The organism is Aeromonas enteropelogenes (genome assembly GCF_020097295.1).
Taxonomy (GTDB): domain Bacteria; phylum Pseudomonadota; class Gammaproteobacteria; order Enterobacterales; family Aeromonadaceae; genus Aeromonas; species Aeromonas enteropelogenes.
Genome location: NZ_CP083625.1, coordinates 1,130,001 through 1,144,425, shown reverse-complemented (window position 1 = coordinate 1,144,425; position 14,425 = coordinate 1,130,001). Strand labels below are relative to the sequence as shown.

The 14,425-nt window shown below is 53.5% G+C and carries 28 protein-coding genes (1 of these 28 running past the window's edge); 27 read left to right on the top strand and 1 reads right to left on the bottom strand.

Features of this window, described 5'->3' with window-relative positions:
- Nucleotides 1–6: 6 nt before the first annotated feature.
- Nucleotides 7–921: a DMT family transporter gene (locus LA321_RS05410; RefSeq protein ID WP_026456042.1), complete on the bottom strand. Its 915-nt coding sequence runs from the start codon at nt 919–921 to the stop codon at nt 7–9.
- 356 nt (nt 922–1,277) lie between these two features.
- On the opposite strand from LA321_RS05410, the gene rpsJ reads away from it, so the two are divergent.
- The 27 genes from rpsJ to LA321_RS05275 all read left to right on the top strand — a co-directional run.
- Nucleotides 1,278–1,589, top strand: coding sequence for a 30S ribosomal protein S10 (gene rpsJ / locus LA321_RS05405; protein ID WP_005307944.1), 312 nt, complete (start codon nt 1,278–1,280; stop codon nt 1,587–1,589).
- A 22-nt stretch (nt 1,590–1,611) separates the two neighbouring features.
- Entirely contained in the window at nt 1,612–2,244 is a 633-nt protein-coding gene (rplC, locus tag LA321_RS05400) for a 50S ribosomal protein L3 (RefSeq protein ID WP_005307947.1), read from the top strand.
- A gap of 17 nt (nt 2,245–2,261) precedes the next feature.
- A complete protein-coding gene (rplD, locus tag LA321_RS05395) occupies nt 2,262–2,867 on the top strand; it encodes a 50S ribosomal protein L4 (protein WP_005307949.1) in 606 nt (201 codons plus the stop codon).
- Complete coding sequence (gene rplW / locus LA321_RS05390; RefSeq protein ID WP_005307955.1) at nt 2,864–3,166, top strand: 50S ribosomal protein L23; 303 nt, start codon at nt 2,864–2,866, stop codon at nt 3,164–3,166. The genes rplD and rplW overlap by 4 nt, the downstream gene beginning before the upstream one ends.
- Nucleotides 3,167–3,181: 15 nt before the next feature.
- Nucleotides 3,182–4,003 carry a 50S ribosomal protein L2 gene (gene rplB, locus LA321_RS05385; RefSeq protein WP_026456043.1) on the top strand — a complete coding sequence of 274 codons (822 nt, stop codon included), beginning with the start codon at nt 3,182–3,184 and terminating at the stop codon, nt 4,001–4,003.
- A gap of 22 nt (nt 4,004–4,025) precedes the next feature.
- Nucleotides 4,026–4,304: a 30S ribosomal protein S19 gene (rpsS, locus tag LA321_RS05380; RefSeq protein ID WP_005307960.1), complete on the top strand. Its 279-nt coding sequence runs from the start codon at nt 4,026–4,028 to the stop codon at nt 4,302–4,304.
- A 10-nt stretch (nt 4,305–4,314) separates the two neighbouring features.
- Nucleotides 4,315–4,659 (top strand): 50S ribosomal protein L22, encoded by a 345-nt coding sequence (gene rplV / locus LA321_RS05375; RefSeq protein ID WP_005319741.1) that lies wholly within the window; start codon nt 4,315–4,317, stop codon nt 4,657–4,659.
- Nucleotides 4,660–4,662: 3 nt separating this feature from the next.
- A complete protein-coding gene (gene rpsC, locus LA321_RS05370; RefSeq protein ID WP_005331168.1) occupies nt 4,663–5,376 on the top strand; it encodes a 30S ribosomal protein S3 in 714 nt (237 codons plus the stop codon).
- Nucleotides 5,377–5,389: 13 nt separating this feature from the next.
- Nucleotides 5,390–5,803 carry a 50S ribosomal protein L16 gene (rplP, locus tag LA321_RS05365; RefSeq protein ID WP_005307963.1) on the top strand — a complete coding sequence of 138 codons (414 nt, stop codon included), beginning with the start codon at nt 5,390–5,392 and terminating at the stop codon, nt 5,801–5,803.
- Nucleotides 5,803–5,994, top strand: a complete 192-nt coding sequence (rpmC, locus tag LA321_RS05360) for a 50S ribosomal protein L29 (RefSeq protein WP_005307965.1) — start codon at nt 5,803–5,805, stop codon at nt 5,992–5,994. Before rplP ends, rpmC begins: the two co-directional genes overlap by 1 nt.
- Nucleotides 5,994–6,242, top strand: a complete 249-nt coding sequence (rpsQ, locus tag LA321_RS05355; RefSeq protein ID WP_005307966.1) for a 30S ribosomal protein S17 — start codon at nt 5,994–5,996, stop codon at nt 6,240–6,242. The genes rpmC and rpsQ overlap by 1 nt, the downstream gene beginning before the upstream one ends.
- Before the next feature lie 147 nt (nt 6,243–6,389).
- The gene (gene rplN / locus LA321_RS05350) at nt 6,390–6,758 is read left to right on the top strand and encodes a 50S ribosomal protein L14 (RefSeq protein WP_005307975.1); all 369 of its coding nucleotides are present in this window, start codon (nt 6,390–6,392) and stop codon (nt 6,756–6,758) included.
- Between the two features lie 11 nt (nt 6,759–6,769).
- Entirely contained in the window at nt 6,770–7,087 is a 318-nt protein-coding gene (gene rplX / locus LA321_RS05345; RefSeq protein ID WP_005307977.1) for a 50S ribosomal protein L24, read from the top strand.
- A 13-nt stretch (nt 7,088–7,100) separates the two neighbouring features.
- Nucleotides 7,101–7,640 (top strand): 50S ribosomal protein L5, encoded by a 540-nt coding sequence (gene rplE / locus LA321_RS05340; RefSeq protein WP_005331162.1) that lies wholly within the window; start codon nt 7,101–7,103, stop codon nt 7,638–7,640.
- Nucleotides 7,641–7,650: 10 nt separating this feature from the next.
- A complete protein-coding gene (rpsN, locus tag LA321_RS05335) occupies nt 7,651–7,956 on the top strand; it encodes a 30S ribosomal protein S14 (protein WP_005340609.1) in 306 nt (101 codons plus the stop codon).
- A 20-nt stretch (nt 7,957–7,976) separates the two neighbouring features.
- Nucleotides 7,977–8,369, top strand: a complete 393-nt coding sequence (gene rpsH, locus LA321_RS05330; RefSeq protein WP_010672564.1) for a 30S ribosomal protein S8 — start codon at nt 7,977–7,979, stop codon at nt 8,367–8,369.
- Between the two features lie 13 nt (nt 8,370–8,382).
- Nucleotides 8,383–8,916 carry a 50S ribosomal protein L6 gene (gene rplF / locus LA321_RS05325; protein WP_026456045.1) on the top strand — a complete coding sequence of 178 codons (534 nt, stop codon included), beginning with the start codon at nt 8,383–8,385 and terminating at the stop codon, nt 8,914–8,916.
- A 9-nt stretch (nt 8,917–8,925) separates the two neighbouring features.
- Complete coding sequence (gene rplR / locus LA321_RS05320) at nt 8,926–9,279, top strand: 50S ribosomal protein L18 (RefSeq protein WP_005340606.1); 354 nt, start codon at nt 8,926–8,928, stop codon at nt 9,277–9,279.
- Between the two features lie 14 nt (nt 9,280–9,293).
- Nucleotides 9,294–9,794: a 30S ribosomal protein S5 gene (rpsE, locus tag LA321_RS05315; RefSeq protein ID WP_005342686.1), complete on the top strand. Its 501-nt coding sequence runs from the start codon at nt 9,294–9,296 to the stop codon at nt 9,792–9,794.
- 6 nt (nt 9,795–9,800) lie between these two features.
- On the top strand, nt 9,801–9,980 hold the full coding sequence (gene rpmD / locus LA321_RS05310) for a 50S ribosomal protein L30 (protein WP_005307985.1): 180 nt from the start codon (nt 9,801–9,803) through the stop codon (nt 9,978–9,980).
- 2 nt (nt 9,981–9,982) lie between these two features.
- Nucleotides 9,983–10,420: a 50S ribosomal protein L15 gene (gene rplO / locus LA321_RS05305; RefSeq protein WP_026456046.1), complete on the top strand. Its 438-nt coding sequence runs from the start codon at nt 9,983–9,985 to the stop codon at nt 10,418–10,420.
- A gap of 8 nt (nt 10,421–10,428) precedes the next feature.
- Nucleotides 10,429–11,757 (top strand): preprotein translocase subunit SecY, encoded by a 1,329-nt coding sequence (secY, locus tag LA321_RS05300; protein WP_026456047.1) that lies wholly within the window; start codon nt 10,429–10,431, stop codon nt 11,755–11,757.
- A 27-nt stretch (nt 11,758–11,784) separates the two neighbouring features.
- Nucleotides 11,785–11,898: a 50S ribosomal protein L36 gene (gene rpmJ / locus LA321_RS05295; RefSeq protein ID WP_005319705.1), complete on the top strand. Its 114-nt coding sequence runs from the start codon at nt 11,785–11,787 to the stop codon at nt 11,896–11,898.
- A gap of 139 nt (nt 11,899–12,037) precedes the next feature.
- Nucleotides 12,038–12,394, top strand: a complete 357-nt coding sequence (gene rpsM / locus LA321_RS05290; protein ID WP_005307991.1) for a 30S ribosomal protein S13 — start codon at nt 12,038–12,040, stop codon at nt 12,392–12,394.
- A gap of 14 nt (nt 12,395–12,408) precedes the next feature.
- Entirely contained in the window at nt 12,409–12,798 is a 390-nt protein-coding gene (gene rpsK / locus LA321_RS05285; RefSeq protein ID WP_005319702.1) for a 30S ribosomal protein S11, read from the top strand.
- Nucleotides 12,799–12,838: 40 nt separating this feature from the next.
- Nucleotides 12,839–13,459: a 30S ribosomal protein S4 gene (gene rpsD / locus LA321_RS05280; protein WP_005307996.1), complete on the top strand. Its 621-nt coding sequence runs from the start codon at nt 12,839–12,841 to the stop codon at nt 13,457–13,459.
- 25 nt (nt 13,460–13,484) lie between these two features.
- Nucleotides 13,485–14,425, top strand: partial view of a DNA-directed RNA polymerase subunit alpha gene (locus LA321_RS05275; protein WP_005307997.1) — the 5' portion only. 49 nt of this gene lie beyond the right edge of the window; the window shows 941 of its 990 coding nt (coding positions 1–941); its start codon is at nt 13,485–13,487; the stop codon falls past the right edge of the window.

The window sequence follows — 14,425 nt, the reverse complement described above, 5'->3', positions numbered from 1 at the left end:
GCATTATCAGGCTTGAGGTTCGCTCGCCTTGCGATAGCGCTTGCCGTATTTCAGCTGCTGGATCAGCAATGCCGCCACGATCAGCGCCAGCCCGATAGGGGTTGCCGGGTGGATAGTCTCGCCGATCAGCAGGTTGAGCAGCACCAGGGAGGCAAAGGGGGAAATGAAGATGAGGTTGCTGATGGGGGCCGTGTTGGTGGCATGGCGTAAGGCCATCAACCAGAGCACAAAGCCGAACCCCATCTCGAACAGCCCCACATAGATGGCGCCTGCCCATCCCTGCCAGGCGGTCATGGCGAAATCGGAGAGCAGCCAGGTCGCCACGACAATGAACGGCAGGCTGATGATGAAACCGAGCAGCAGGCTGACGACGGGATCCCCCTGATTACGGGTATTGAGGATCCAGTAGCTGGCCCAGATGAGGGTGGACACCAGTGCCAGCGTCACCCCGAGCGGGCTATCAAACTGCAGGGAGAAGACATCCCCCCTGGTGGCGATCACCAGGGCACCGAAGTAGCCCAGCACGATGGCGACGCCATCGCGGCGGCGCAGCTTCTGGCCGAGGAAGGGGACGGCCAGCAGGCTGAGCGTAATGGCCCAGGTGTAGTTGAGGGTCTGTGCCTGCTGGGCCGGCAACAGGTCGTACGCTTTGAACAGCAGCAGGTAATAGAGGAAAGGGTTCAGTACTCCAAGCGCCAGATAGTAGAGGGGGCGAGCTTTGATGTAATCCCGCAGCAGTGCCAGCTTGCCTTGTTTGGCAACGATGGCGGTCAGCGTCAGCGTCGAGGTGAAGGCGGCAACCAGCAGCAACTGAACCGGTTCGAAATAGGTGAGGGAGACCTTGAAGGCACTGGCGACCGTCGACCAGAGGGCCACGGCGCAGAGTCCGTACTGATAGGCTTTCTTTTGATCTTTAAGCATTGAAAGTCGTTCCGTTGACGAAGGCGGGGGCCAGTGTATCAGCCAGCTTGCGAGGTTGTCGTGGCTCCCGTTCGTGCGCCAAACGAGCAGGTTAGTGCGAGATCCATCTGTCACATAAAATTGCGCACAATCTGTTCGCTTTCCCTTGCGCAAATTTGAAAAATCCGTATAATCCCCTCCGCTTACCCATGAGGTAAGCCAGACGATATGTCTGCTTGCTGAGTTTCCCCGGTTACGGGCACCAGCCATACAGTCCTCCCGATATGGGAGGAAACGTGAAAAATCACACCTCTGGCGGGAGTAATCTCGGTCGGGCGGTGTTGATTTATGTTCTTTTATCTATTGGAGCTCTGTCAATGCAGAACCAAAGAATCCGTATCCGCCTGAAGGCTTTTGATCATCGCCTGATTGATCAATCCACTGCGGAAATCGTTGAAACTGCTAAGCGCACTGGCGCGCAGGTTCGCGGTCCTATCCCGCTGCCGACTCGCAAAGAGCGTTTCACCGTCCTGATCTCCCCGCACGTTAACAAAGACGCGCGTGATCAGTACGAGATCCGCACTCACAAGCGTCTGGTAGACATCGTTGAGCCGACTGACAAGACCGTAGACGCCCTGATGCGTCTGGATCTGGCAGCTGGTGTAGACGTCCAGATCAGCCTGGGTTAATTACGGAAAGAGGTTGATAACAATGACAATCGGTCTTGTAGGTCGCAAAGTGGGTATGACTCGCATCTTCACTGAAGATGGCGTCTCTATCCCGGTGACTGTTATCGAAGTTGAAGCTAACCGTGTAACTCAGGTCAAATCTGTAGAAACCGACGGCTACAACGCTATTCAGGTTACCACTGGCTCCAAGAAAGCTAGCCGTGTAACCAAGCCGGAAGCAGGCCACTTCGCCAAAGCTGGTGTAGAAGCCGGTCGCGGTCTGTGGGAATTCCGCCTGAACAACGGTGAAACTTTCACTGTTGGTAGCGAGCTGAAAGTAGATCTTCTCGCTGACGTTAAGCTGGTAGACGTTACCGGCACATCCAAGGGTAAAGGTTTTGCCGGTACTGTTAAGCGCTGGAACTTCCGCACCCAGGATATGACCCACGGTAACTCTCTGTCCCACCGTGTACCTGGCTCCATCGGTCAAAACCAGACCCCGGGCCGTGTATTCAAGGGCAAAAAGATGGCTGGTCACATGGGTGCTGAGCGTGTAACGACTCAGAACCTGGAACTGGTTCGTGTTGACGCTGAACGCAACCTGCTGCTCATCAAAGGTGCAGTACCGGGTGCAACCAACGGCAACGTGATCGTTAAACCTGCCGTCAAAGCGTAACGTCTGAGGAGATAGTAATGGAATTGGTAATGAAAGACGCCAAGAGCGCTCTTGAAGTTTCCGAGACTACCTTCGGGCGCGAATTCAACGAAGCTCTGGTTCACCAGGTTGTCGTTGCTTATGCCGCTGGTGCCCGTCAGGGTACTCGTGCGCAGCTGACTCGCTCTGAAGTGTCTGGTGGCGGCAAAAAGCCGTGGCGTCAGAAGGGTACTGGTCGTGCCCGTGCTGGCTCCATCCGTTCGCCCATTTGGCGTTCCGGTGGTGTGACTTTTGCTGCTAAGCCGCAAGATCACAGCCAGAAAGTAAACAAGAAGATGTACCGCGGCGCTATCCGTAGCATCCTGTCCGAGCTGGTACGTCAAGAGCGCCTGATCGTTGTTGAGAAGTTCGGCATCGAAGCTCCGAAAACCAAAGAACTGATCGCCAAGCTGAAAGAAATGGAACTGTCTGACGTTCTGATCGTGACTGCTGAAGTCGATGAGAACCTGTTCCTGGCTGCTCGTAACCTGTACAAAGTTGACGTGCGTGACGTTGCCGGTATCGACCCGGTCAGCCTGATCGCTTTCGACAAGGTTCTGATGACTGCTGACGCAGTTAAGCAAATCGAGGAGATGCTGGCATGATCCGTGAAGAGCGTCTGCTGAAAGTTCTGAAGGCTCCGCACATCTCTGAAAAGAGCACCATGGTTGCAGAAAAGCAGAACACTATCGTGTTCAAAGTTGCTGTTGATGCCACCAAGGCGGAAGTCAAAGCTGCAGTTGCGAAACTGTTCGAGGTCGAAGTTGAGACCGTCCGTACCCTGAACATGAAGGGTAAGACCAAGCGCGCAGGTGCACGCGTAGGCCGTCGTTCCGATTGGAAAAAGGCTTATGTGACCCTGAAAGCTGGTCAGGACATCGACTTCATGGGCGCAGCCGAGTAAGAGGAGTTCTGAAAAATGGCAATCGTTAAGTGCAAGCCTACTTCTCCGGGCCGCCGCCACGTCGTCAAGATCGTCAACCAAGACCTGTACAAGGGCAAGCCCTTTGCAGCTCTGCTGGACAAGAAAGACAAGTCCGGTGGTCGTAACAACAACGGCCGCATCACCACCCGTCACATCGGCGGTGGTCACAAGCAACACTACCGTATCGTCGACTTCAAGCGCGACAAAGACGGTATCCCGGCCAAAGTAGAACGCCTGGAATACGATCCGAACCGTACCGCGAACATCGCTCTGGTGTTGTACGCAGACGGTGAGCGTCGTTACATCCTGGCTCCGAAAGGCCTGAAAGCTGGTGACGCTATCGCTTCTGGTGCTGATGCAGCCATCAAGGTAGGTAACGCCCTGCCGATGCGCAACATCCCGGTCGGTTCTACCGTTCACGCCGTTGAGATGAAGCCTGGTAAAGGTGCCCAGCTGGCTCGTTCCGCTGGTACTTTCATCCAGATCCTGGCTCGTGAAGGTAACTATGTAACTCTGCGTCTGCGTTCCGGCGAAGTACGTAAAGTTCTGGCCGAGTGCCGCGCCACCATCGGTGAAGTTGGTAACTCCGAGCACATGTTGCGTCAACTGGGTAAAGCCGGTGCAAACCGCTGGCGTGGTATTCGTCCGACCGTTCGCGGTATGGCGATGAACCCGGTAGACCACCCGCACGGTGGTGGTGAGGGTCGTAACAAGGGCATGCAGCCTGTGTCCCCATGGGGCCAGAAGGCTAAAGGCTTCAAGACCCGTAAGAACAAGCGTACCGACAAGTACATCGTACGTCGTCGTAACAAGTAATTGTTAACATAGAGGAATCACCATGCCACGTTCTCTCAAGAAGGGTCCATTTATCGACCTGCACTTGCTGAAGAAGGTAGAGAAAGCGGTGGAAAGCGGGGATAAAAAGCCGGTTAAAACCTGGTCCCGTCGTTCAATGATCATCCCGAACATGATCGGTTTGACCATCGCTGTCCATAATGGTCGTCAGCACGTTCCGGTTTTCGTTACCGAAGAAATGATCGGTCACAAACTGGGTGAATTCGCACCTACTCGTACTTATCGCGGCCATGCTGCTGATAAGAAGGCTAAGAAGCGCTAAGGGATAAATGATGGAAGCTATCGCTAAACACCGTTATGCCCGTACTTCTGCCCAGAAAGCTCGTCTGGTAGCCGATCAAGTACGTGGTCTGTCCGTAGACAAGGCTCTGAACATCCTGACCTTCAGCCCGAAAAAGGCTGCTGTTCTGGTGAAGAAAGTGCTGGAATCTGCCATTGCCAACGCTGAGCACAACGAAGGCGCCGACATCGACGCACTGCGTGTTGCCACTATCATGGTTGACGAAGGTCCCTCCATGAAGCGTATCCGTCCTCGTGCCAAAGGTCGCGCGGATCGTATCCTCAAGCGTACCGCTCACATCACTGTAGTGGTATCCGACGCTAAGGCTGGGAGATAAGCAATGGGTCAGAAAGTACATCCTAATGGCATTCGCCTGGGTATTACCAAGCCTTGGAATTCTACCTGGTTCGCGAACACCAAAGACTTCGCTGACAACCTGTACAGCGATTTTCAAGTACGCCAGTTCCTGACCAAGGAACTGAAAAACGCGTCCTTGTCCAAGATCACCATCGAGCGTCCGGCCAAGAGCATCCGTGTGACCATTCACACTGCTCGTCCGGGTGTTGTGATCGGTAAGAAAGGCGAAGACGTTGAGAAACTGCGCAAAGCTGTAGCCGCAATTGCTGGCGTGCCTGCTCAGATCAACATTTCCGAAGTCCGCAAGCCGGAGCTGGATGGCAAACTGGTTGCCGACAGCATCACTTCCCAGCTGGAGCGTCGTGTAATGTTCCGTCGTGCTATGAAGCGCGCCGTACAGAACGCCATGCGCCTGGGTGCCAAGGGCATCAAAGTGGAAGTTTCCGGTCGTCTGGGCGGCGCTGAAATCGCGCGTACCGAATGGTACCGTGAAGGTCGTGTGCCTTTGCACACCCTGCGTGCCGACATTGACTACGCAACTTCTGAAGCCCACACCACTTACGGTGTGATCGGCGTTAAAGTTTGGATCTTCAAGGGCGAAGTTCTGGGTGGTCTGGCTGCTGTCAACGCTGCCGCTGCTCAAGAGCAAGCTCCTGCGAAGCCCAAGCGTGACAACAAGCGCCGCGCTGCCAAGTAAGGAGATTCGGTAAATGTTGCAACCTAAGCGTACTAAATTCCGCAAGACCCACAAAGGTCGTAACCGCGGTCTGGCCAACTCTGGTAACGAAGTATCCTTCGGTACCTTTGGCCTGAAGGCGACATCTCGTGGTCAGCTGACTGCTCGTCAAATCGAAGCAGCCCGTCGTGCCATGACCCGTCACGTTAAGCGTCAAGGTAAGATCTGGATCCGTGTGTTCCCGGACAAGCCCATCACCGAGAAGCCCCTGGAAGTTCGTATGGGTAAAGGTAAGGGTAACGTGGAATACTGGGTTTGCCCGATCCAGCCTGGCAAGGTTCTGTACGAGATGGACGGTGTACCTGAGGCTCTGGCGCGTGAAGCGTTTGCCCTGGCCGCAGCTAAGCTGTCTGTTCAGACCACTTTCGTAATTAAGACGGTGATGTGATGAAAGCCCAAGATCTGCGTCAAAAGAGCGTCGAAGAACTGAACCAGGAACTGCTGGGCCTGCTGCGTGAGCAATTCAACATGCGCATGCAAGCATCCACCGGCCAGCTGGCTCAGACTCACACTCTGAAACAAGTGCGTCGTGACGTCGCACGTATCAAGACTGTACTGACTGAGAAGGCAGGTGCGTAATGACTGACAAAATCCGTACTCTGCAGGGTCGTGTAATCAGCGACAAGATGGACAAGTCCATCACTGTTGCCATCGAGCGCAAGGTAAAGCACCCGATCTACGGTAAGATCATCAAGCGTACTACCAAGCTGCACGTACATGACGAAAACAACGAGTGCAAAGCTGGCGATCTCGTGGAAATCCGCGAGTGCCGCCCGCTGTCCAAGACCAAGTCCTGGACCCTGGTTGCTGTCGTAGAAAAGGCCTAATCGGTACTTTTTTGCCCAAACGGCCCCTTCCAGGGGCCGTTTGTTTTTTAGGCTACCTTTTCTAAAAATCCTGTGTTATAGTTTCGCGCCTTTTGAAGGCAGCCAGATCCCGTTGGGGATAAGAAGTAAACAAAGCGGAGCACTAAGATGATCCAGATGCAAAGTATGCTGGGTGTTGCCGACAACTCCGGCGCTCGCAGTGTAATGTGTATTAAGGTTCTGGGTGGCTCGCACCGCCGTTACGCCGGCATCGGCGACATCATCAAGGTTTCCATCAAGGAAGCCATTCCTCGCGGTAAAGTGAAGAAAGGTGATGTGTATAACGCGGTGGTCGTACGCACCCGTAAAGGCGTTCGTCGTCCGGACGGCTCTGTCATCCGTTTCGACAACAATGCGGCTGTGTTGCTTAACAACAACCAACAGCCAATCGGTACTCGTATTTTTGGCCCGGTGACCCGTGAACTGCGTAATGAGAAGTTCATGAAGATTGTGTCCCTGGCACCCGAAGTACTGTAAGGAGTCGAACGATGGCAGCTAAAATCCGTCGCGAAGACGAAGTGATTGTTCTTACCGGCAAAGACAAGGGCAAGCGTGGCAAAGTCACCCAGGTCCTGATTGCCAAAGGTAAGGTAATCGTGGAAGGCATCAACCAGGTGAAGAAGCACCAGAAGCCGGTACCCGCACTGGGTCAGGCTGGCGGTATCGTCACCAAAGAAGCCCCCATCGATGTATCTAACGTAGCGCTGTTCAACTCTGCCACTGGCAAAGCTGACCGCGTTGGTTTCCGGATTGAAGACGGCAAGAAAGTTCGTTTCTTCAAATCCACCGGCGAACTTGTGAAGTAATTGGAGTTTAACGATGGCGAAACTGCATGATTACTACAAATCCGATGTAGTAAATGAACTGTCCAAGCAGTTCGGTTACAAGACTATCATGCAAGTCCCTCGGATCGAGAAAATCACCCTGAACATGGGTGTTGGTGAAGCGATCTCTGACAAGAAGTTGCTGGAAAATGCTGCTGCCGACATGGCTGCCATTTCCGGTCAGAAGCCGCTGATCACCAAAGCTCGCAAATCTGTTGCGGGCTTCAAGATTCGTGAAGGCTACCCGATAGGTTGTAAAGTAACCCTGCGTGGCGAGCGTATGTGGGAGTTCCTGGAACGGCTGATCTGCATCTCCGTACCGCGTATCCGTGACTTCCGTGGCCTGAACGCTAAAGCGTTCGACGGTCGTGGTAACTACTCCATGGGCGTGCGTGAGCAGATCATCTTCCCGGAAATCGACTATGACAAAGTCGATCGCGTCCGTGGTCTGGATATCACCATCACCACTTCCGCGAATACCGATGAAGAAGGCCGTGCTCTGCTGGCTGCCTTTAACTTCCCATTCCGCAAGTAAGGTTAGGGTTATGGCTAAAACATCCATGAAAGCGCGCGAAGCAAAGCGTGCCAAGCTGGTAGCCAAGTACGCGACCAAGCGTGCCGAGCTGAAAGCTATCATCGTTGACATGAACGCTTCTGAAGAAGCGCGTTGGGATGCTGTTCTGCAACTGCAACAGCTGCCCCGTGATTCCAGTCCGTCCCGCCAGCGTAACCGTTGCAATATTACTGGTCGTCCGCACGGTTTCCTGCGCAAGTTTGGCCTGTCTCGCATCAAGGTGCGTGAGCATGCCATGAAGGGCGAAATTCCGGGCCTGAAAAAGGCCTCTTGGTAAAGAATCTCGGGAGTTAGACTATGAGCATGCAAGATCCGATCGCGGATATGCTGACCCGCATCCGTAACGGTCAGGCGGCGAGCAAAGTTGCGGTTTCCATGCCTTCTTCCAAGCTGAAAGTGGCTATTGCCAAAGTGCTGAAAGAAGAAGGTTACATCGCTGGCTACAACGTAGCTGGTGACGTGAAGCCGGAACTGGAAATTGAACTGAAATATTTCCAGGGCAAGCCGGTTGTAGAACTGATCCAACGCGTGAGCCGTCCTGGCCTGCGTATTTACAAGCGCACTACCGATCTGCCGAAAGTAATGGGTGGTCTCGGTGTTGCTATCGTGTCCACGTCTAAAGGTGTGATGACCGACCGTGCTGCTCGCAAAGCAAGCATGGGTGGTGAGATCATCTGCTACGTCGCTTAATAGGAGGTCGGAAATGTCTCGCGTTGCTAAGGCACCCGTCACTATTCCTGCTGGCGTAGAAGTGACTCTGAACGGTCAGGAACTGTCCATCAAAGGTGGTAAAGGTTCCCTGGTTCGTTCTATCCACGCCGCTGTAGAAGTGACCAAAGAAGACAATGTACTGAAGTTCGCCCCGCGCGACGGCATCGCTGGTGCTGACGCTCAGGCCGGTACTGCCCGTGCATTGGTCAACAACATGGTAATCGGTGTTACCCAAGGCTTCGAGCGTAAGCTGCAGCTGGTTGGTGTAGGTTACAAAGCCTCCATCAAGGGCAATGCTGTCGCGCTGGCTCTGGGCTTCTCTCACCCGGTAGAGCATGAGCTGCCGGCTGGTGTAACCGCTGAGTGCCCGTCCCAGACTGAAGTTGTTCTGCGTGGCGTTGACAAGCAGCTGGTTGGCCAAGTCGCCGCCGATATCCGTGCTTACCGCGCTCCGGAGCCCTACAAGGGCAAGGGTGTACGCTATGCCAACGAGCAAGTGCGTACTAAAGAAGCTAAGAAGAAGTAAGGTAACACTATGGACAAGAAAGCAGCTCGTCTCCGTCGTGCTACTCGTGCTCGGAAAAAGATGCAGGAACTGGGAGCCACCCGTCTGGTTGTGCACCGTACCCCGCGTCATATCTATGCGCAGGTTATTGCAGCCAACGGTTCCGAAGTTCTGGCCTCTGCTTCCACAGTAGAGAAAGCCATCAGTGAAGCTCTGAAATACACCGGTAATGCAGACGCTGCTACCGCTGTAGGTAAAGCTATCGCTGAGCGTGCTATTGCCAAAGGCGTTCAGAACGTATCTTTCGATCGTTCCGGTTTCAAGTATCACGGTCGCATCGCTGCTCTGGCAGCTGCTGCACGTGACGCTGGTCTTCAGTTCTAAGCTAGGAGTCGAAGATGGCTAAAGTCGAATCTCAAGCCGGCGAACTGCAAGAAAAGCTGATTGCAGTAAACCGTGTTTCGAAAACTGTTAAAGGTGGTCGTATCATGTCCTTCACCGCGTTGACCGTGGTGGGTGATGGTAACGGCCGTGTAGGTTACGGTTATGGTAAGGCCCGTGAAGTTCCGGCTGCTATTCAAAAAGCAATGGAACAGGCCAAGCGTAACCTGAACAAGGTTGAGCTGAACAACGGCACCCTGCACCACCCGGTGAAAGGTGTTCACTCCGGTTCTACCGTGTTCATGAAGCCGGCCTCCCAAGGTACTGGTATCATCGCAGGCGGCGCTATGCGTGCCGTTCTGGAAGTTGCTGGTATCCACAACGTGCTGGCCAAGACCTACGGTTCCACCAACCCAATCAACGTCGTTCGCGCTACTGTAGACGCTCTGGTTCACGGTCAATCACCGGAACAGATCGCCGCCAAGCGTGGTCTGCGCGTTGAAGAAATTCTGGGGTAATGTGACATGGCTAACACTGTAAAAGTAACTCAAACTCGCAGCTCTATCGGCCGTCTGCCCAAGCATAAGGCGACTCTGCGTGGTCTGGGCCTGCGTCGCATTGGTCACACCGTTGAGCTGGAAGATACTCCTTGCGTACGCGGTATGATCAACCAGGTTTACTACATGGTTAAGGTGGAGGGCTAAGCATGCGTCTGAATACTCTGTCTCCGGCCGCTGGTTCCAAGCGCGTTAAGCACCGTCCGGGCCGTGGTATCGGTTCCGGTCTGGGCAAGACTGGTGGTCGTGGTGTGAAAGGTCAAACCTCTCGTTCCGGTGGCGGTAAAGTCCGCAACGGTTTCGAGGGTGGTCAGATGCCTTTGAAAATCCGTCTGCCGAAGTTCGGTTTCTTTTCTCGCAAATCTTTGGTTTCTGCCGAAGTGCGCCTGAACGAAATCGCCCTGGTAGAAGGTGATGTGGTCGATATGAGCACTCTGAAGCAAGCCGGTGTTGTTACCAAAAACATCGTGTTCGCTAAAGTTGTTCTGTCTGGCAACATTGACCGTGCTGTGACTGTTCGTGGTCTGTCCGTCACCAAAGGTGCACGCGCAGCCATCGAGGCCGCTGGCGGTAAAATCGAGGAATAATCAGTACAATGGCTAAGAAACCAGGATTGGATGTTAAAGCACAGGGTGGTCTGAGTGAACTGAAGAGCCGTCTGCTCTTCGTTCTCGGGGCGATTATCGTTTTCCGTGCAGGCTCTTATGTGCCGATTCCTGGTATTGACGCCGCCGTACTGGCCGAGTTGTTCCAGCAACAGAAGGGCACCATCATTGAGATGTTCAACATGTTCAGTGGTGGTGCACTCTCGCGTGCTTCTATTCTTGCGTTGGGGATCATGCCGTACATTTCGGCATCGATTATTATCCAGCTGCTGACAGTGGTTCACCCCGCTCTTGCTGAACTCAAGAAAGAAGGTGAATCCGGCCGTCGCAAGATTAGCCAATATACCCGTTGGGGCACGCTGGTTTTGGGAACTTTCCAGGCCATTGGTATCGCAACCGGTCTGCCGAACATGATGCAGGGACTCGTGACTAATCCGGGTCTTGGCTTCTACTTCACAGCCGTTGTGAGTCTGGTCACCGGTACCATGTTTTTGATGTGGTTGGGTGAGCAGATTACCGAGCGTGGGATTGGTAATGGTATTTCGCTGATTATTTTCACGGGTATCGTTGCCGGTCTGCCGCATGCCATTGGCGCTACGGCCGAACAGGCACGTCAAGGGGAATTGCACATCCTGCTGTTGTTGTTGCTGGGCTTGATTGTTTTCGCAGTGACTTACTTTGTGGTGTTCGTGGAGCGTGGTCAGCGTCGTATCGTCGTGAACTATGCCAAGCGTCAACAAGGCCGCCAGGTATTCGCAGCGCAAAGCACACACCTGCCGTTGAAAGTAAATATGGCTGGTGTGATTCCTGCGATTTTCGCATCCAGTATCATCCTGTTCCCGGGGACCATCACCTCTTGGTTTGGTCAGGGTGAGGGTAAAGTTGCTGATATTCTGCAGCAGGTCTCTATGGTCCTGCAGCCGGGTCAACCGCTTTACGAGATGCTGTATGCAGCAGCCATTATCTTCTTCTGCTTCTTCTATACTGCGCTGGTGTTCAATCCGCGCGAGACAGCAGACAACCTGAAGAAGAGTGGAGCCTTTATCCCGGGGATTCGCCCGGGCGAGCAGACAGCACGTTATATCGATAAGGTTATGACTCGCCTGACATTGGCAGGTGCACTCTATATAACCTTTATCTGTCTGGTACCCCAGTTCCTGATGACTGCCTGGAACGTACAGTTCTACTTCGGTGGCACTTCGCTGCTGATTATCGTGGTAGTTATCATGGACTTCATGGCTCAGGTTCAGACCCATATGATGTCTCATCAATATGGTGATGTCCTGAGGAAGGCCAACCTGAAGGGCTACGGCCGCTAAAGGTCGGCGTAGTTACGGAGTTAAGCAATGAAAGTTCGTGCTTCCGTTAAGGCAATCTGCCGTAACTGCAAAATCATCAAGCGTCACGGTGTGGTGCGTGTGATTTGCAGCGAGCCTAAGCATAAGCAACGCCAAGGCTAATTTTTTACGGTTAGTACTTGCAACAAATAGTTGTGCTGGCTAATATAGCCAGCCAACTTTTGTTGTGTATTGGTTGACCGCCACGTATCCGCTCACGGGCTTTGTGGTGGTCGTAATCTACTATATGTAGGAGTGAATAGTGGCCCGTATCGCTGGCATTAACATTCCTGACCATAAGCATGCCGTCATCGCTTTGACTGCTATTTATGGCGTCGGTCGTACCCGCTCCAAGGCCATCTGTGCCGCAGCCGGTATCGCTGAGAATGTGAAAATTAAAGACCTGGACGAAGCTCAGATCGAGAGTCTGCGTGAACAAGTAGGTAAATTCACCGTTGAAGGTGACCTGCGTCGTCAGATTTCCATGAACATCAAGCGTTTGATGGATCTGGGTTGCTACCGTGGTTTGCGTCACCGTCGTAGCCTGCCTGTTCGTGGTCAACGTACCAAGACCAACGCTCGTACCCGTAAGGGTCCGCGCAAGGCTATCAAGAAGTAACGGGAAGGTAGAAAATGGCTAAAACTCCGACTCGTGCTCGCAAGCGCGTTAAAAAGCAAGTGAGCGACGGTATTGCGCACGTTCATGCATCTTTCAACAACACAATCGTGACCATTACTGACCGTCAGGGCAATGCTCTGTCTTGGGCTACCTCTGGTGGTTCCGGTTTCCGTGGTTCCCGTAAGTCCACTCCGTTTGCTGCCCAGGTAGCTGCTGAGCGCGCTGGTGAGATCGCCAAAGAATACGGCGTGAAGAACCTGGAAGTCATGGTCAAAGGTCCGGGTCCCGGTCGTGAGTCTTCCATCCGCGCTCTGAACGCGGCTGGTTTCCGCATCACTAACATTACTGATGTGACTCCGATCCCGCACAACGGTTGTCGTCCTCCCAAGAAGCGCCGCGTGTAACGCGTTTAGCTACTTGGTCTAGGATTGTTGGAGAAAGAAGATGGCAAGATATATCGGTCCTAAGCTTAAGCTTAGCCGTCGTGAGGGCACCGACCTCTTCCTGAAGTCTGGTGTTCGTGCGATTGATTCTAAGTGCAAGATTGACACCGTTCCTGGTCAACACGGTGCGCGTAAAGCGCGTCTGTCTGACTACGGTGTTCAGCTGCGCGAGAAACAAAAAGTTCGTCGTATCTACGGCGTATTGGAAAAACAGTTCCGCAACTACTACCGCGACGCTGCCCGTCAAAAGGGTAACACCGGTGAAAACCTGTTGCAGCTGCTGGAAGGTCGTTTGGACAACGTTGTTTACCGTATGGGCTTCGGCGCTACCCGTGCTGAGTCTCGTCAGCTGGTGAGCCACAAGGCCATCATGGTCAACGGTCGCGTTGTGAACATTCCTTCTTTCCAGGTTTCCCCTGAGGACGTGATCTGCGTTCGTGAGAAGGCTAAGAAGCAAGCGCGTATCAAAGCTGCCCTTGAGGTTGCTGGTCAGCGCGAGAAGCCGACTTGGGTAGAGGTTGATGCCGCTAAAATGGAAGGTGCCTTCAAGCGCCTGCCGGAGCGTTCCGACCTGTCTGCCGACATTAACGAACAGCTGATCGTCGAGCTTTACTCCAAGTAAAGCTAGCTTCTAAAGAGAGGACACAATGCTGGGTTCTGTAACAGATTTTCTTAAACCGCGGCTAGTTGACATCGAGCAAGTTAGCCCGACTCATGCGAAAGTGACTCTTGAGCCACTCGAGCGTGGCTTTGGTCACACGCTGGGCAACGCCCTGCGTCGTATTTTGCTGTCTTCTATGCCCGGTTGTGCAGTTACTGAAGTCGAAATTGACGGGGTACTGCATGAGTACAGCAGCAAAGAAGGTGTACAGGAAGACATTCTTGAAATCCTGCTCAACCTGAAAGGTATCGCTGTGAAGCTGGAAGGCAAGGACGAGGTAACTCTGTCCCTGACCAAGTCTGGAACAGGCCCCGTTACCGCTGGTGATATCACTCACGGTGATGAAGTCGAGATCGTAAACCCGGAGCATGTAATCTGCCACCTGACTGGTGCCAATGCTGAAATCAGCATGCGCCTGAAAGTTCAGCGCGGTCGTGGTTATGTGCCTGCTTCTGCTCGTGTTCACAACGATGATGAAGAGCGTCCTATCGGTCGCCTGCTGCTGGACTCCGCGTTCAGCCCCATCGTTCGTATTGCCTACAATGTTGAGGCAGCACGTGTGGAGCAGCGTACCGACTTGGACAAGCTGGTCATCGACATGGAGACCAATGGTACCCTGGATCCTGAAGAGGCCATCCGTCGTTCTGCCACCATTCTGGCCGAGCAACTGGAAGCCTTCGTGGATCTGCGCGATGTCAGCGTGCCCGAGAAGAAAGAAGAGAAACCCGAGTTTGATCCGATTCTGCTGCGTCCTGTCGATGATTTGGAGCTGACAGTTCGTTCTGCGAACTGTCTGAAGGCAGAAGCTATCCACTATATTGGTGATCTGGTACAGCGTACCGAAGTTGAGTTGCTTAAGACTCCTAACCTCGGTAAGAAGTCCCTGACTGAGATCAAGGACGTGTTGGCCTCCCGTGGTCTGTCTCT

What these genes read in the sequence shown, in the direction of transcription:
- LA321_RS05410 (WP_026456042.1), bottom strand. Translation starts at nt 921, where the DNA reads ATGCTTAAAGATCAAAAGAAAGCCTATCAGTACGGACTCTGCGCCGTG.
- rpsJ (WP_005307944.1), top strand. Translation starts at nt 1,278, where the DNA reads ATGCAGAACCAAAGAATCCGTATCCGCCTGAAGGCTTTTGATCATCGC.
- rplC (WP_005307947.1), top strand. Translation starts at nt 1,612, where the DNA reads ATGACAATCGGTCTTGTAGGTCGCAAAGTGGGTATGACTCGCATCTTC.
- rplD (WP_005307949.1), top strand. Translation starts at nt 2,262, where the DNA reads ATGGAATTGGTAATGAAAGACGCCAAGAGCGCTCTTGAAGTTTCCGAG.
- rplW (WP_005307955.1), top strand. Translation starts at nt 2,864, where the DNA reads ATGATCCGTGAAGAGCGTCTGCTGAAAGTTCTGAAGGCTCCGCACATC.
- rplB (WP_026456043.1), top strand. Translation starts at nt 3,182, where the DNA reads ATGGCAATCGTTAAGTGCAAGCCTACTTCTCCGGGCCGCCGCCACGTC.
- rpsS (WP_005307960.1), top strand. Translation starts at nt 4,026, where the DNA reads ATGCCACGTTCTCTCAAGAAGGGTCCATTTATCGACCTGCACTTGCTG.
- rplV (WP_005319741.1), top strand. Translation starts at nt 4,315, where the DNA reads ATGGAAGCTATCGCTAAACACCGTTATGCCCGTACTTCTGCCCAGAAA.
- rpsC (WP_005331168.1), top strand. Translation starts at nt 4,663, where the DNA reads ATGGGTCAGAAAGTACATCCTAATGGCATTCGCCTGGGTATTACCAAG.
- rplP (WP_005307963.1), top strand. Translation starts at nt 5,390, where the DNA reads ATGTTGCAACCTAAGCGTACTAAATTCCGCAAGACCCACAAAGGTCGT.
- rpmC (WP_005307965.1), top strand. Translation starts at nt 5,803, where the DNA reads ATGAAAGCCCAAGATCTGCGTCAAAAGAGCGTCGAAGAACTGAACCAG.
- rpsQ (WP_005307966.1), top strand. Translation starts at nt 5,994, where the DNA reads ATGACTGACAAAATCCGTACTCTGCAGGGTCGTGTAATCAGCGACAAG.
- rplN (WP_005307975.1), top strand. Translation starts at nt 6,390, where the DNA reads ATGATCCAGATGCAAAGTATGCTGGGTGTTGCCGACAACTCCGGCGCT.
- rplX (WP_005307977.1), top strand. Translation starts at nt 6,770, where the DNA reads ATGGCAGCTAAAATCCGTCGCGAAGACGAAGTGATTGTTCTTACCGGC.
- rplE (WP_005331162.1), top strand. Translation starts at nt 7,101, where the DNA reads ATGGCGAAACTGCATGATTACTACAAATCCGATGTAGTAAATGAACTG.
- rpsN (WP_005340609.1), top strand. Translation starts at nt 7,651, where the DNA reads ATGGCTAAAACATCCATGAAAGCGCGCGAAGCAAAGCGTGCCAAGCTG.
- rpsH (WP_010672564.1), top strand. Translation starts at nt 7,977, where the DNA reads ATGAGCATGCAAGATCCGATCGCGGATATGCTGACCCGCATCCGTAAC.
- rplF (WP_026456045.1), top strand. Translation starts at nt 8,383, where the DNA reads ATGTCTCGCGTTGCTAAGGCACCCGTCACTATTCCTGCTGGCGTAGAA.
- rplR (WP_005340606.1), top strand. Translation starts at nt 8,926, where the DNA reads ATGGACAAGAAAGCAGCTCGTCTCCGTCGTGCTACTCGTGCTCGGAAA.
- rpsE (WP_005342686.1), top strand. Translation starts at nt 9,294, where the DNA reads ATGGCTAAAGTCGAATCTCAAGCCGGCGAACTGCAAGAAAAGCTGATT.
- rpmD (WP_005307985.1), top strand. Translation starts at nt 9,801, where the DNA reads ATGGCTAACACTGTAAAAGTAACTCAAACTCGCAGCTCTATCGGCCGT.
- rplO (WP_026456046.1), top strand. Translation starts at nt 9,983, where the DNA reads ATGCGTCTGAATACTCTGTCTCCGGCCGCTGGTTCCAAGCGCGTTAAG.
- secY (WP_026456047.1), top strand. Translation starts at nt 10,429, where the DNA reads ATGGCTAAGAAACCAGGATTGGATGTTAAAGCACAGGGTGGTCTGAGT.
- rpmJ (WP_005319705.1), top strand. Translation starts at nt 11,785, where the DNA reads ATGAAAGTTCGTGCTTCCGTTAAGGCAATCTGCCGTAACTGCAAAATC.
- rpsK (WP_005319702.1), top strand. Translation starts at nt 12,409, where the DNA reads ATGGCTAAAACTCCGACTCGTGCTCGCAAGCGCGTTAAAAAGCAAGTG.
- rpsD (WP_005307996.1), top strand. Translation starts at nt 12,839, where the DNA reads ATGGCAAGATATATCGGTCCTAAGCTTAAGCTTAGCCGTCGTGAGGGC.